This is a genomic window from Parapedobacter sp. (assembly GCF_053550995.1).
The window spans coordinates 78,605-93,652 of record NZ_JBMQOC010000012.1 but is presented as its reverse complement, the minus strand read 5'-3'; the positions used below and the strand labels follow the sequence as shown (position 1 = coordinate 93,652).

General features: G+C 50.7%; 14 protein-coding genes and 1 tRNA gene. 9 read left to right on the top strand and 6 right to left on the bottom strand.

Going from position 1 to position 15,048, the window contains the following annotated elements; translation table 11 throughout:
• The first annotated feature begins 16 nt into the window (after window positions 1-16).
• From rpsG to rpsJ, 3 genes are all read left to right on the top strand, one after another.
• Window positions 17-484, top strand: a complete 468-nt coding sequence (gene rpsG / locus ACO1NT_RS01695) for a 30S ribosomal protein S7 (RefSeq protein ID WP_449046630.1) — start codon at window positions 17-19, stop codon at window positions 482-484.
• Between the two features lie 131 nt (window positions 485-615).
• The gene (gene fusA, locus ACO1NT_RS01690; RefSeq protein ID WP_449046628.1) at window positions 616-2,730 is read left to right on the top strand and encodes an elongation factor G; all 2,115 of its coding nucleotides are present in this window, start codon (window positions 616-618) and stop codon (window positions 2,728-2,730) included.
• A gap of 66 nt (window positions 2,731-2,796) precedes the next feature.
• Complete coding sequence (rpsJ, locus tag ACO1NT_RS01685; RefSeq protein ID WP_090632042.1) at window positions 2,797-3,102, top strand: 30S ribosomal protein S10; 306 nt, start codon at window positions 2,797-2,799, stop codon at window positions 3,100-3,102.
• 74 nt (window positions 3,103-3,176) lie between these two features.
• On the opposite strand, the gene ACO1NT_RS01680 is transcribed toward rpsJ, so the two are convergent.
• Window positions 3,177-3,824: a porin family protein gene (locus ACO1NT_RS01680; RefSeq protein WP_449046627.1), complete on the bottom strand. Its 648-nt coding sequence runs from the start codon at window positions 3,822-3,824 to the stop codon at window positions 3,177-3,179.
• A 262-nt stretch (window positions 3,825-4,086) separates the two neighbouring features.
• On the opposite strand from ACO1NT_RS01680, the gene ACO1NT_RS01675 reads away from it, so the two are divergent.
• Both ACO1NT_RS01675 and ACO1NT_RS01670 read left to right on the top strand, forming a co-directional pair.
• Window positions 4,087-4,157 (top strand) — tRNA-Cys (locus ACO1NT_RS01675).
• Window positions 4,158-4,183: 26 nt separating this feature from the next.
• A complete protein-coding gene (locus tag ACO1NT_RS01670; protein WP_449046626.1) occupies window positions 4,184-4,366 on the top strand; it encodes a spore protein in 183 nt (60 codons plus the stop codon).
• A gap of 23 nt (window positions 4,367-4,389) precedes the next feature.
• Here the strand turns inward: ACO1NT_RS01670 and ACO1NT_RS01665 are convergent, their stop codons facing one another.
• On the bottom strand, window positions 4,390-5,127 hold the full coding sequence (locus tag ACO1NT_RS01665; protein WP_449046624.1) for a copper homeostasis protein CutC: 738 nt from the start codon (window positions 5,125-5,127) through the stop codon (window positions 4,390-4,392).
• A gap of 105 nt (window positions 5,128-5,232) precedes the next feature.
• Here ACO1NT_RS01665 and ACO1NT_RS01660 point away from each other — a divergent pair, with 105 nt between their 5' ends.
• Together ACO1NT_RS01660 and ACO1NT_RS01655 are read left to right on the top strand one after the other, a co-directional pair.
• Window positions 5,233-6,756 carry a phytoene desaturase family protein gene (locus ACO1NT_RS01660; RefSeq protein WP_449046623.1) on the top strand — a complete coding sequence of 508 codons (1,524 nt, stop codon included), beginning with the start codon at window positions 5,233-5,235 and terminating at the stop codon, window positions 6,754-6,756.
• Entirely contained in the window at window positions 6,740-7,639 is a 900-nt protein-coding gene (locus tag ACO1NT_RS01655) for a cupin-like domain-containing protein (RefSeq protein WP_449046622.1), read from the top strand. The genes ACO1NT_RS01660 and ACO1NT_RS01655 overlap by 17 nt, the downstream gene beginning before the upstream one ends.
• Window positions 7,640-7,664: 25 nt before the next feature.
• On the opposite strand, the gene ACO1NT_RS01650 is transcribed toward ACO1NT_RS01655, so the two are convergent.
• The gene (locus ACO1NT_RS01650; protein ID WP_449046620.1) at window positions 7,665-8,693 is read right to left on the bottom strand and encodes a N(4)-(beta-N-acetylglucosaminyl)-L-asparaginase; all 1,029 of its coding nucleotides are present in this window, start codon (window positions 8,691-8,693) and stop codon (window positions 7,665-7,667) included.
• A gap of 203 nt (window positions 8,694-8,896) precedes the next feature.
• Between ACO1NT_RS01650 and ACO1NT_RS01645 the strand changes: the two genes are divergently transcribed.
• A complete protein-coding gene (locus ACO1NT_RS01645) occupies window positions 8,897-10,153 on the top strand; it encodes an NlpC/P60 family protein (RefSeq protein WP_449046619.1) in 1,257 nt (418 codons plus the stop codon).
• Between the two features lie 2 nt (window positions 10,154-10,155).
• Window positions 10,156-11,214 carry a dipeptide epimerase gene (locus ACO1NT_RS01640; RefSeq protein ID WP_449046618.1) on the top strand — a complete coding sequence of 353 codons (1,059 nt, stop codon included), beginning with the start codon at window positions 10,156-10,158 and terminating at the stop codon, window positions 11,212-11,214.
• Window positions 11,215-11,232: 18 nt separating this feature from the next.
• On the opposite strand, the gene ACO1NT_RS01635 is transcribed toward ACO1NT_RS01640, so the two are convergent.
• The 3 genes from ACO1NT_RS01635 to ACO1NT_RS01625 all read right to left on the bottom strand — a co-directional run bounded on the left by ACO1NT_RS01635 (window position 11,233) and on the right by ACO1NT_RS01625 (window position 14,993).
• Window positions 11,233-12,624, bottom strand: a complete 1,392-nt coding sequence (locus ACO1NT_RS01635) for a putative oxidoreductase C-terminal domain-containing protein (protein WP_449046617.1) — start codon at window positions 12,622-12,624, stop codon at window positions 11,233-11,235.
• 158 nt (window positions 12,625-12,782) lie between these two features.
• Window positions 12,783-14,204, bottom strand: coding sequence for a Gfo/Idh/MocA family protein (locus tag ACO1NT_RS01630; RefSeq protein ID WP_449046616.1), 1,422 nt, complete (start codon window positions 14,202-14,204; stop codon window positions 12,783-12,785).
• Window positions 14,205-14,237: 33 nt separating this feature from the next.
• Complete coding sequence (locus ACO1NT_RS01625; protein ID WP_449046615.1) at window positions 14,238-14,993, bottom strand: ThuA domain-containing protein; 756 nt, start codon at window positions 14,991-14,993, stop codon at window positions 14,238-14,240.
• Window positions 14,994-15,048: the final 55 nt, after the last annotated feature.

The window sequence follows — 15,048 nt, the reverse complement described above, 5'->3', positions numbered from 1 at the left end:
AACGGAGGACAAGAAGATGAGAAAGTCAAAACCAAAAAAACGGATTATTCTGCCTGACCCGAAGTTTAACGAAACGCAGGTAACCCGCTTTGTCAACAACATGATGATCGATGGCAAGAAATCACTTGCCTACAGCATATTCTATAAGTCGATGGATTTGGTGGAAAAGAAAACCAATGAAAATGGCTTGGAAACTTGGAAAAAAGCGTTGAACAACGTAATGCCTGCCGTGGAAGTGAAGTCGCGCCGTGTAGGTGGAGCCAACTTCCAGGTTCCTACGGAAGTCCGTCCGGAACGTAAGGTTGCTTTGGGCATGAAATGGTTGATCAGTTTCGCCCGCAAACGTGGCGAAAAGACCATGTACGAAAAACTGGCCGCCGAGATTATCTCCGCATCCAAAGGCGAAGGTGCTGCCGTCAAGAAAAAGGAAGACACCCACCGGATGGCGGAAGCCAATAAGGCATTCTCGCATTTCCGGTTTTAAGCATTAATAAAGCAGCACCAATGAATTCACACCGATTCTTAGAGGAAGTAATTCAATCCACTAAAATCGGTGTGTTTTTTATGGTGTAAATTCGAACACATCCGCATACAGCGGATCATCTCAGAACAATTATGTCAAGGGATTTAAAATACACAAGAAACATCGGTATTGCCGCGCACATCGATGCCGGTAAAACCACCACTACCGAGCGTATCCTTTTTTACGCCGGGGTTAACCACAAAATCGGCGAGGTGCACGAAGGTGCATCTACGATGGACTGGATGGCTCAAGAGGCCGAACGCGGCATCACCATTACCTCCGCGGCTACCACCGTATTCTGGAACTACCGTGGTAATAAATACAACGTCAACATCATCGATACACCGGGGCACGTGGATTTCACCGTAGAAGTAAACCGTTCCCTCCGCGTACTCGACGGATTGGTGTTTTTGTTCTCTGCCGTAGACGGGGTGGAACCACAATCGGAAACCAACTGGCGCTTGGCCGACAACTACAAAGTATCACGTATTGGTTTCGTCAATAAAATGGACCGCTCAGGTGCTGATTTTCTCAACGTGGTTAAGCAAGTTAAGGAGATGCTTGGTGCGGAAGCTGTTCCGTTGCAATTGCCTATCGGTGCAGAAGACAATTTCAAAGGTGTGGTTGACCTGATCAACAATCGTGGTATTGTCTGGAACGAAGAAGATAAGGGTATGACCTTTACCGAGGTTCCTATTCCGGACGATATGGTAGATGATGTAGCTCAATGGCGCGAGACACTACTGGAGTCTGTAGCGAGCTACGATGAGTCGTTGATGGAGAAATTCTTCGACGACCCCAATTCCATTACCGAACGCGAAGTATTGGACGCCCTGCGCAAGGCGGTACTCGACAATTCGATCGTACCCATGGTCTGCGGATCGTCCTTTAAAAACAAAGGGGTACAAACCATGCTCGACCTCGTAATGGAGTTGTTGCCTTCACCGCTCGACCAAGAAGCTGTAAAAGGCACTGATCCACGTACGGAGCAGGAGATTATACGTAAGCCGGATGTGAAGGAACCCTTCTCGGCATTGGCATTTAAAATTGCAACCGACCCGTTTGTGGGCCGTCTCTGCTTTATCCGGGTATATTCCGGTAATTTGGAAGCGGGTTCCTACGTGTTCAACACACGTTCAGATAATAAGGAACGGATTTCACGGATATTCCAGATGCATGCCAACAAACAAAATCCGATTGCCAATATCGGTGCAGGCGACATCGGTGCCGTGGTTGGCTTTAAAGATATCAAAACCGGCGATACCCTCTGCGATGAGAAAAACCCCATCGTATTGGAGTCGATGAATTTCCCCGAGCCGGTTATCGGTTTGGCCATTGAGCCAAAAACACAGGCCGACGTGGACAAGCTGGGTGTGGCCTTGGGTAAGCTCGCTGAAGAGGACCCGACCTTCCGCGTTCAGTCTGACGAGGAGACCGGCCAAACGGTTATTTCCGGTATGGGCGAACTCCACCTCGATATTCTCATCGATCGGTTGAAGCGTGAATTCAAGGTAGAAGTGAACCAAGGCGCACCCCAGGTAGCCTATAAGGAATCCATTAACGGAACGACCCAGCACCGGGAAACATACAAGAAGCAAACGGGTGGCCGTGGTAAATTCGCCGATATCCAGGTAGTTATTTCTCCCGTGGATGCCGATTACGACCTCACCAAGTCGCCATTGCAATTCGTCAACGAAATTGTGGGTGGTTCTATCCCGAAAGAATATATTCCTTCCGTGCAAAAAGGATTCGAATCGTCGATGACAAACGGCGTGTTGGCCGGATATCCGCTATCTAGCATGAAAGTACGTTTAATTGACGGTTCGTTCCACGCGGTCGACTCCGATTCACTCTCTTTCGAAATCTGCGCCCGTTCGGCATTCCGTGAGGCGCTTCCGAAATGCCAGCCGGTATTGATGGAGCCCATCATGAAGATCGAGGTGCTTACACCGGAAGAGAACATGGCTGATCTAATGGGCGACCTTAACCGCCGCCGCGGACAGTTGCAGGGTGTGGACACCCGCGCAGGTGCCCAGGTCATCAAGGCATTGGTACCGCTTTCCGAAATGTTTGGCTACGTTACGCAATTGCGTACCATCACTTCCGGACGCGCCACCTCGACGATGGAATTCGACCACTACGCAGAGGCACCTCGCAACATCCAGGATGAAGTGATTGCCAAGGCAAAAGGAAAAGTAAACGCTTAATTAATACCATAGGCTGCTTGGTTGTAAATAGCTCTAACGGGCAGCCTTCACTTTTAACTAAATAACATGAGCCAACGAATCAGAATCAAATTGAAATCGTACGATTACAACTTGGTGGATAAATCTGCCGAGAAAATCGTCAAAACGGTAAAGCCCACAGGTGCTGTGGTAAGCGGTCCCATTCCCTTGCCGACAGAAAAGAAAGTATACACGGTTTTGCGTTCACCGCACGTGAACAAAAAGGCGCGTGAACAATTCCAGCTCTGTGCGTATAAGCGACTGTTAGACATCTACAGCTCCAACTCCAAAACGGTAGACGCGCTGATGAAGCTCGAACTGCCCAGCGGTGTCGAAGTTGAAATCAAGGTGTGACGGTTTCATGGTAACAAAAAAGGCCGGTCCCGTTTTGAACGCGACCGGCCTTTTTGTTTTTAGGGCGGGTGTCTTTACAACTGAAAACCTACGCCGAAGGACAACACCCTGTTGGAAAATTTGTTGTCGCTGTTATCGCTTGGCGACAAGTTGGCTAAACCAAGACCATAGCCCGCGTTGATGGTGAACCCACCAGCCAACCGGTAGCCCGCCATAAAGTTCAACCCGAAATCAAAGGCATTCTGGTCCCGGTCATCACCACCGAAATCCATATCGTACTCGTTCTCTCCTCCGACGATATCGCCTACATTCCCCTTAGCTTTCACCTTTCCACTCAGCGAATAAGCGGCGTACGGGCCAGCCCCTAAGAATACGGATCCGGCACCACCCGTGGGAATGTAATAAACGGCATTCACCGGAATTTCCAATGCCATCACGTTCGTGGTAATGCTCCCGTCCATATCATTGCCGTCGTACGAATACTTGGCTCCTTTACCCTGTAAGGAAATCCCCGGTTGAATGGAGAACTGTGGGGCCACAGGCAGATCCGCATATCCGGTCAAATAAAAAGACGGGTTCATTTTCTGGTAGTCTTTCACATCATCCGGCACGTTGCTATACTTCCCGAGATTCACGCCGGCCTTCACACCAAAACTGGTTTCCTGTGCGAAAGCGCCAATTGAGATACCTAAACCAAGTAATACTGATAATAACTTTTTCATTTTTGTTTTCTCCTTTTTCGTTCCAATATGTATTTAAAACCTAGCCTGTGAATTACAAGATATGCGCCACGATTGGCAGCATCGACCTAATCAATTAATTATCAGCCTTGTATTTTCCAAACAAGCCAGTTTACAAAGTGTATGGATTATGGTACACTGACCATCGGCGACGCAAAAGACACGTTATTTCGTCTCAATTATATGGCTATCACCTTTCCTATTCTCAATAATTTATCTTAGCTTTGCAGACCTTTAGCGAAAGGGTCGGGTGGCCGAGTGGCTAGGCAGAGGTCTGCAAAACCTTTTACAGCGGTTCGAATCCGCTTCCGACCTCGTTTTTATGACAAAAGAATAAGAAAATGGGAGTTACACGCTTAAAAAGAAAAGACAGAAGAAATAAGGGCGTGGCCAAGAACGACGTACAGTTTTTGAAACTTGGTCGTAACCTTGAAACGGGCAGCCGTTCCAAAATGCCAGCCAACAGCCAGATTGTCAAGAACAATGCAGTCCTCGACAAACTGGAAACAGCATTGAAAAAATAGCTTACCGTTTGGTTCGGTTTTTTCTAATAACGACTTTTTAGCATATCCGCCAAATGGCGGATTTTTTCTTTTGCAGATACCCAAACGGTATCGCCCATCCCTCCTACCTCACCACCGATATAATCCATCGCGCTTTCCATTTCTACCTTGGCCGAAGTATGGAACGACGAGGCCCCCGTCGATGCAGCGATTTGCAGGATGTTCCCTTCATTGATACCCGAACCTGGCATCACCTCGATCCTGCCATTGGCCTGTCCAACCAGTCGCGCGATGGTTTCGGCACCTTCCGCCGCGGTGTCTTTCAAGCCCGATGTGAGCAGGCGGTCGCAACCCAAACCGATAATGACCTCCAGGGCTTCGAAAGGATCCCGGCAGCGGTCGAATGCCCGGTGAAAGGTCACTTGCATGGGTCGGGCAAGCGCAATCAGTTCAGCCATACGTACGGCATCAACCTGTCCATCCGCCAGCAATATACCGATAACCACCCCATCGCATTTCGCTTCTTTACAAGACATGATATCCGCTTTCATCTCTGAAAACTCGATATCGGTGTACAGGAAATCGCCAGCGCGCGGCCGTATAAGCGTATGCATGCCTATCGACAGCAACGCGCGGGCGGTCCACACCTGCCCCAACGACGGCGTCGTTCCACCCGCCTCCAGGTTCTGGCAAAACTCCACACGGTCGGCGCCCCCCTCCTGCGCATTCAAAGCTGACAATACCGAATTGGCACAAATCTCTAACTGGCAAGTTTTACCCATGGTTCTTTTGATTGTTTTGTTGACCCAAACCTAGCTAAATTAACTCTTATACGCAATCCGGTAAAGCGGAAATCGCATTCAACAAATCCTTATCTTTACCGCAGCATGCGCGAATCGTTTGATATCATCGTCATCGGCAGCGGCCTAGGGGGGCTCGTCTGCGCCACGATTTTGGCCAAAGAAGGGCTCAGCGTTTTGGTATTGGAGAAAAACAAGCAATACGGCGGCAACCTCCAAACATTCGTCCGCAACCGGTGTATTTTCGATACCGGTGTCCATTACATAGGTGGCTTGGCAAAAGGCCAAAACCTTTACCAGTATTTCAACTATCTCGGTATTGCCGACAAGTTACGCCTTCAGCGGATGGATGAAGACGGGTTTGACCGGATTACTTTCGACAACGACCCGAACGAGTACCCTTACGCACAGGGCGGCGCGAACTTTATCGATCAGCTCTGTTATTATTTCCCCCATGAACGACAGGGCATCACGCAGTTTTACGCGCGTATGCAAGCGGTTTGCAAGCAATTCCCACTTTATCACCTCAACGGCAAAGACGCTTACCAATGGAATGAGGGAGTGCTTGGTTTGAAAGCGCAGGAGGTGATAAACAGCTGCACGACCCACCCGAAATTGCGTGCCGTATTAGCCGGTGCGAACCTATTATACGCCGGCGTGGCCGACAAGACCCCTTTCTATGTGCACGCACTCTCCACCAATTCTTACATCGAAAGTGCTTGGCGATGCATAAACGGAGGCGGGCAGATTGCCAAACTGCTCATCAGGGAAATCCACAAACATGGCGGCAAAACCCTCAAGTATAAAGAGGTGTCCCAGTTCCACATAGAAGGCAACCTGTTGCGGTCGTTATCCACTACCGACGGGCATGTGTATCGGGCAGACACATTCATATCCAACATCGACCCGAAGCAGACCCTTCGTCTAATGGGGGATTACCCCATGCGCAAATCATACACCAACCATATTCAGCAGGCGGAAAACACCATTTCATCATTCAGCCTCTATATTGTGCTGAGACCGGGACGGATACCTTATCTCAACCACAATTTCTACCATTTCAAAGACGAGGCCAGTGTATGGGGTAGTATAAATTACCAGGAAGCGGATTGGCCAACGGGATACATGGTATCTATGAACGCGAAAAGTGCACATGAGAAATGGGCGGAGGGGATGACCGTATTTACGTACATGCGATACGAAGAGGTGGCCGAATGGGCTACGACCCACAACACGGTTGCATCGACAGGTTACCGCGGCGAGGACTATGAACAATTCAAACAACGGAAAACGGAAGCCATGCTTGACGAGCTGGAAAAGAAGTTCCCCAACCTACGGCAGCATATCCGCGCAACCTATGCATCCACCCCGCTGACCTACCGCGATTATATTGGCAGTGAAACAGGTGGGATGTACGGTTTCGTAAAAGACGCTAATCAGCCACTCAAAAACAGTCTTCCACCGCGCACCAAGGTCAAAAATCTTTTGCTCACCGGACAAAGCGTCAACATGCACGGCATCCTCGGAGTAACCATCTGCGCGGTGTTGACCTGTTCGGAAATCTTGGGCAGGGACTACCTATTACAGAAAATCAATGAAAAAACGGATTAACCCCCCGATGCATATGGCAGCGCTTAATCTCGAACCCCTGGAACGTATACCGCCACCACCAAAGGCCGCGTTCCTCGAACGGTACCATCACCCACAGCGACCGGTACTCATTGAAAACCTCACGGATGCGTGGAACGGAAAATGGACCTTTGACCACATCAAAGCCCTGGCAGGCGAGCAAACCATCCCATTATATAATAATAAGCCCGCGGAAGGGAAAGAAAGCGTGTATGAACCGGTCATGAAAATGCGGTTTGGCGACTATATCGATCTACTCAAAACCGAGCCCACCGACCTTCGGATCTTCTTCTACACGCTAAAGGACCATTGCCCCCAGTTGCTCGAAGATTTCGAGTATCCCGATATCGGGCTGAAGTTTTTCAAACGGTTACCCGCCCTTTTCTTTGGTGGCGGATTGTCCAAGGTATTCCCCCATTACGACATCGATTTGCCCGATAACCTACACATCCATTTCGAAGGCAACAAGCGTGTGGTGCTTTTCGGGCCCGACCAGAGCAAAAACCTGTACAAGGTGCCGTTCTCCATACATAACATCGACAAGATCGACCTGGACAACCCCGACTTTGAGCGATACCCGGCACTGAAGAACGTAAAGGGGTATGAAGTACATATGAAACACGGCGATGCACTCTATATGCCGAGTGGGTGGTGGCATTACATCACCTACCTCGACGGCGGCTTTTCGATGACGTTGCGCGCGTTGCCGCGCACACCCCGGCGGCTAGCACACATGCTTTACAATGTATTCGTAATGCGACTTGTTGACAATTCCATGCGCAAGATAAGGGGCCAAAAATGGCTCGATTTCAAGGAGCGATGGGCCTATCGAAGAACACAGCGGGCAATCGATAAGCTTGCTTAGCAAATCAGGTCCGTGTATTAACGGATTATCCGAAGGCGTGCTCCCCATCCACCAGCAAGTCTTGCTGCCGTGCATCGCAAACGGCATAAGAGAATCCCTTTTGCAGCGAAAACGCACCATATTCGCCGTTCTTATTCAGTGCTAGGAACCCGACCTGGATTTTCTTTGCTGTTTCGGGTTTCTTTTTGATGATGCGCTCCACCGCTTCACGGCATGCGTCACGCGGTGACAACCCCTGCCGCATCAACTCCACAACCAAAAAGCTGCCCACCGTGCGGATCACCTCTTCGCCCACACCCGTGGCGGTGGCACCCCCCACCTCGTTATCCACATAAAGACCTGCGCCAATAATGGGGCTGTCCCCTACCCGGCCCCGCATTTTGAATGCCATACCGCTGGTAGTACATGCGCCGGAAAGGTTATTACTGCTATCCAACGCCAGCATACCGATCGTATCGTGGTTATACCGGTTGCCTGGTAGCCTATCGGTGGCGAATGATTTATTCTCGATGTTGATGACAGGCTCGTATTTACCTTCCTTAAGCCAAGCTTTCCAAGCCGCCTCGCTTTCGGGTGTGAGGAGTTGCTCCCGTTCAAACCCGCTTTCTAGGGCAAACTGCAAGGCCCCTTCACCAACGAGCATCACATGCGGTGTCTTTTCCATCACCAATCGGGCCACGGAAATCGGATGGCCGATATGTTCCAGGGCGGCGACGGACCCACAATTACCCTTATCATCCATGATGCATGCATCCAGTGTGACATGGCCATCACGGTCGGGATAACCACCTTTGCCAACGGTGAGGTTTGACAAGTCGGCCTCCGGCACGCGCACGCCTGCTTCCACCGCATCCAAAGCGCGTCCGCCTTCTTTCAATATGGACCAAGCAGCCTGGTTAGCCGCCACGCCGAAATCCCATGTCGAGATTACGATGGGTTTGTTGGCTGCACCCTTGGAGGTTTGCCCATCCGCGCAGGCCGTCGCTATCGCGCCTATCGAAAGCACCGAAGCACCGATGGTTCCGGTTTTTATAAAAGTCCTTCTGTCGATCATCTTTTACTTTTTCGTGTGTTGCGTTCCGCTTCAGACCCATGACATGCTATTGCACGGTGCCTGGCCACCGGCGGTCCGGTTTGCCGGTGTGAAGCCGGCTATTTGCATATTCTTGCGGCAATTTTATCGCCTATCACCTTTTTATCATAAAAAATTGTACAATAGCGAATTATCACTTAACTTCGTGTGAAACATATCTGAGAATGAAAACCCACTATACATTTCTGTTGCCACTTTTTTATTGCTTTTCCACCTTAACCGCCCAAGCACAGGTCCGTTTGCAGGATTCTGCCGAATACATCAAAATCACGCACATTGCCGAAGAAATAAAAACCAAATATGCTCCGGACAAACGGACCGCCCTCTTTGAACTGCAACCGCTGGATGATAGCCTGCCGGGCCATTACCAAGTGATTACCACGGAATCGGAAGCCTTGCCTTCTTTCCACCAACGGCTAGCCGAACATCACATTGCTGAAACAAATATAACGATAAATGTATTGCCCGATAGTAGTGTGGGCGAGAATGTTTCGGGTGTGGTTAACCTCTCTGTTGCGAATTTACGGGTGATGCCACGAAACCAAGCCGAATTGGCATCGCAGGTATTGCTCGGAACGATGGTTGATTTGCTTCAGCGCCAACACGGTTATTATCGTGTCCGCACGCCGGAAGGGTACATTGCTTGGGTTGCCACCTCTTCCGTCACCCCCATGACGCCGATGGAGGTGAAACAATGGAAATCGGCCAAGAAAGTGATCGTTACAGCTGATTTCGGGCATTCCTATACGAAGCCCGACCATCAATCGCTGCGCGTTTCGGACTTGGTAATGGGCAATTTACTGACTTTGTTGGACCGGTCGGGCAGCTTTTACCATGTGCAGTATCCCGACGGCCGCCTTGCATATGTTGACAATAAATTGGTCCGTCCGTTTGACGAATGGTTGGGCACACGGAATGTAACCTCCGAAAACGTATTGACCATTGCCAAATCGATGATGGGCGTGCCCTACCTTTGGGGGGGTACCTCCGTAAAAGGCGTTGACTGCAGTGGTTTTACGAAAACAGCCTATTTCATGAATGGCTTGGTCATTCCCCGGGATGCTTCGCAGCAGGTGCTGGTAGGCGAGCCCATCGACATCCTATCGGCCGGTGAGTTGGACACCGAGAAGGCGCTTCGGAACCTACGCCCGGCAGACCTGCTCTTTTTTGCATCGGGCAAAGGACGGTCGCCGGATGCACGCATTACCCACGTTGCTTTGTATTTGGGCGACGGTGAATTTATCCATGCCGCTGGCACCGTACGCATCAACAGCATGCTACCCCATGCTCCCAATTACAGCGATTTCCAATCACGTACTTTAGTCAGCGCACGAAGGTATGTAGGACAAGCAGGCTCCGGTCTTCAGGCGGTTGCTTCAAACCCATTTTACCAGTCGGCCACGGAAGAAAACCACCCATAACGATGCAGGCAATCACACGCAAGTCCGGACGGTTTACCCTTAGATACCGGCCTTATACCCTCGAGCTCCGCCACGTCTTCACCATCGCTGCGGGCTCGCGCAGCACCACCCCCGTTGTGCTCGTCGAGCTGGAATACGACGGGATTATTGGCTACGGTGAAGCGTCCATGCCACCCTATTTGGGTGAATCGCATGAAACCGTACTGCGATTTCTGAACCGAGTGGACCTTTCGGGATTTAACGACCCATTCCATACCGCGGACATCCTGGCTTATGTTGACCAGCTAGCCCCGAAAAACACGGCAGCCAAAGCATCGGTGGATATTGCGTTGCACGATCTGTTAGGGAAAATGATGAACCAACCCTGGCACCGTATATGGGGTTACAATGCCGCCCATACCCCCAACACGTCCTTTACTATTGGCATCGATACCGCGGAAGTCGTCCGGCGGAAAGTACGCGAGGCGGAACCTTATAAAATCCTCAAAGTGAAACTCGGGCTCGATACAGACAAGATGATGATCGAGACCATCCGCGAAGTAACGGACAAGCCACTCTGCGCCGATGTAAATCAAGGGTGGAGACATCGGGAAGAGGGACTCGAAATGGCGCATTGGCTGGCCGATCGTGGTGTTGTATTTCTTGAGCAGCCCATGCCGAAAGAGGAGGTGGACGATAACGCATGGCTTACCGAAAACAGCCCCATACCCACGGTCGCCGACGAAGCCGTGCAGCGCCTCGAAGATGTGCGCGGGGCGTTTGGCGTATACAGCGGCATCAACATCAAGTTGATGAAATGCACCGGTATGCGCGAAGCACACCAAATGGCCGAACTGGCAAAGGCGCTTGGCATGAAGGTGATGCTGGGATGCATGACCGAGACGTCATGTGCCATTTCAGCGGCCGCCCAATTGTCGCCAGTGGTCGATTGGGCCGACCTTGACGGGGCACTCCTGATCAGCAACGATGCATACCGCGGAATGGAAGTGACAGACGGTAAAGTGGTATTGCCGCCAACACCGGGTATTGGTATACGTTTAAATGGGCCAGCGGCCGGTTAGCTCAACGGTGCGGCCCTTTTATGGGGCCGCTACCGTTTCCGCTTCCGTAAGGGCCTTTGTCGTTAAATAATATTTAGCAATCATATTGGGCACCTCCCATTCGGGCATCGTACCCGATTGGAGGAATCCGAGGTACTTTTCGGTCACCTGTGCAAAATGCTCCTCATGGGTGGTCACCAAAGATGGATCCACGCTAATCCGGTACCGGCCGGGGGCTATCTCTTCGAACGCCAATCCCTTGTAAGTGGCACCCAATTGTTCAATGGCGTGGGCAAGGTTTGCCTCAAATGTTTTGACATCCCTTTCGCCAGTCGATTCGACATACAGCACGGGCTTATACTGCTCTTCAGCGCCCTGCTTGATGATGAGGTCGGCATATTTCCCCCGCATGATCGAATAGTGGGTATCGCCTGTGCCCTGCGGGGCCTCGAAGTTCCAAATGACCGACACCTTGGCGTGTACTCCTTTCAGGGTGTAGTTGATTTCGCCATTGGCAAATACGGCCATATTACCATCATCGCCAACCGATTTTTCAAGGAACGCTGGGATGTCTTTCTGTCCCGTCGAACGCTCAAACTGGGCTGGCGACAGTATCGTTGGCCACCGCTTAGCCGATATCAGCTGGATATCCTGTTTATAATCGATGATCTCGCCGGGAAAGCTCTCCCATTGCACCATATCAACCAAATGGGTAGTTACATCAACCAATCCTTCTCCTTGCTGCTGCGTATCGTAAAACCATACGGGGCGCACCAGTGGCTTCCCCGATACTTCTTTAAAGAAATGGTGTACACTCTCTTTGGTAATAGCAGGATCATCCAGCGTACCTTTTTCTAACCCACCGAAAAAACCATCAACCTGCGAAAGTTCCTTTTGTAGCATCGTATTGATTTCGTAGCGTTCGGTCATGATGTCGTAAAGCAAAACATCTTGCTCATCCGCCTTGGCAAAAGCATCCACCAATTTCGAAAAACCTTCGGGATTGATGGCCATGGGTTTATCTGCCAGTACATTCAACCCGGCATCGACCGACCGCGTGATGTAATCGATTTTATCGCGGTTGTTCCCTGCCAATACGACCACGTTGCCTTTCCGGTCTTCCAACATCTTGGCTAGGAAATCAGGTCCCGTGTAGACTACCTCATCCCACCGTGTTGGCGCTTCGCCGCGCGTATTGTATTGATCGATCAATGCGAGGTGGGCCGCTAGCTCGGTGCCTTGGGGCGCATAGACGTGGACGATACTATCCACTTGCGGATACATGCTTTTCTGCACCAACGCCGCGTGGAAATGGCCAGGTGCCACGGTTATCAATTGGACTTCCTTGCGTTGCATATCATCTTTGCGTGGGCCGCATGCCGAAAAGCATACCACAGCCATTAAAACAACCCATGCGATTTGTTTTTCCATCTGATTAAATTTGTTTTTTGCAGTGATAAAACTTGCTCAAATCATTCATAATCTATTATTTATAGCAACTTATGCAGGTCTCATCTATTCTGTTTTTATCTCGGCCTATTACCATAGACAATGGCTAGGTGTTAACAGCTATGAATTATCGACTAAGATTACCCCTTCACATAGGATGTACCATAAGGGAACCGCTGCGGGCGGGAAAGCATCGCGTTGGCCTCCTCGTCGCCAATAAATCGTTCCTTTTTCGCGTCCCACCGAAGTTTGCGGCGCAGCTTCATTGCCGCATGGGCAATTAAGCAGGCCGAACCGGAGCGGTGCGCAATCTCTACATGGCTAATGGTTTGCTTACCGTTACGGATACACTCCAACCAGTTCTGGTGTTGCTCGGGGCTCTCATAGAGTTTGGTTTCATTGTCGCCGATAACGGATTGGAGTATCTTATTGTCGCTTGCCTTGAAAGCCTCGTTCTCTTTGCCATCGGCCGCACCCGGGTCGGTTGCCGTAACGCCTACATTGCCCCGTGACACGAAAATCCACCCTTCCGTCCCTTCAAATCGGACGCCGTTGGGGTTCTTTCCGCTAATCTGCATCACCACATCGTTCGGATATAGCATCTGTACTTCAAAATCACCGTGTACATTCCAAAGGCCACTCGTGGGGAACGTTGCCCAACCTTCGGCTTCCAACGGTCCACTCAACTCGGTTCCGAGCCCCCAATGGGCTATGTCGAGATGATGAGATCCCCAACCCGTAATCATACCTGCGCCGAACTGCTCGCATCGTAACCAACCGGGGCGATCGTAAATATCGGTTTGGGAGTGTACTCTATCGAGTGTATAAGGGACGAGGGGTGTAGACCCCAACCAGCGTTCATAATCGAGATTTTCGGGCACAGGCATCTCGATGGGGTTCCCCCCTGCCGGGTCGCCCGGAAGCCCAACGATGACCCGCTTAATCGTTCCGATACGGCCATTGCGCACCAACTCACATGTCCGTTTGAACTGGGGCCATGGATGCATAGAGCGCTGCTGGCTACCCAGCTGGAAAACCACCCCTTTACGCGCTACCGTATCGGCCATCATCCGCCCTTCCTGGATGGTGAGCGACGTGGGTTTCTGCAAATAAACATGTTTCCCTGCGATAGCGGCCTCCATAGCGGGTTGCGCATGCCAATGATCCGGTGTACTGATGACTACGGCGTCTATCTCTTTATTGGCAATCAGGTCGCGGTAATCGCCATATGTTTTTACATCTACTGGCGACTTCCCACCATTTTTCTCCGCCTGTTGCTGTTCCAACCATTCCTTGCCCGCTGCTGCCCTGTGGCTATCCACATCGGCCACGGCTATGACGCGCACATAATCGTGTTTCAATACCTCGGGCAGATCATGCGATTTCGCAATCCGGCCGAAGCCGATCTGTCCGATTTGGATACGGTTGCTCGGTGCGTTCTTTCCAAATACCGATGCGGGTACGATGGTGGGGAATACAGATGCCGCTGCCAGCACCGCGGCTCCACCGGCCGATTGCTTGATGAACGTCCGCCTATTGAGTTGTTTTTTTTGTTTATCCATGATCTACTGATATTTTGCTTTTATTGAATCCGTTCAACGCTCCCTTACTTCATCTAGCGGGGTTGTTGCATACGCTTTGCTGTAATCTCTTTTTTTAGTTCCCTTCACCACCCATTCAATGCCACCGAGGAGGTGTCTCCGGAATTCCTCATCCATATAGTCTTCCTTGCCGTGTCCCAACGAGGTGTACCATGACCGGCCCCCATCGAACTCATGGCACCAAACTGAAGGGAACACATCACCGAATGTATCAAGGCGACGGGCATTTTCACCGGCCAATGTGGTAGCGTCATTCACCGCCACAACATGCAGGTTTACATTCATTTGCTTAAGGTAGTAAAACTCATCGCCTTTCACGCGCACCCATTTTCGCGGCAGATGCGCCACCGAGGGGTGCTTGGCATCGATGATGTTGACCGTAAATGGCTGGTATTTATCGTGCCAATAGAAGGTCGCCCCCAATAGCTGCTTAAACCATTTCCACTTACGCTCGGTGCCCGATGCCGAATGTATGCCCACGAAACCACCTCCCGCTTGGATATAGCGCATCAGGGCCACGCGTTGTGCATCGGTATCGAAAACATCATTATTCGTATTGGAAAAGACCAATGCGTCGTATTGTTTCAGATTCTCATCCGTAAATACGGATGGGTCTTCGGTGGCGTCGACCGAAAACCCGTGTTGTTCACCCAATGCTTTCAGGGCAATGATGGAGTTCTCGATATTATCATGCACAAACCCCTCGCCGTTTTTGGTATAAACCAACACCTTTACTTTTTTCCAGTTCACCGATTGTGCGCGTAATGCGTGTGCAAAAAACAAGAGTGGCAAGCATAATAGTGCC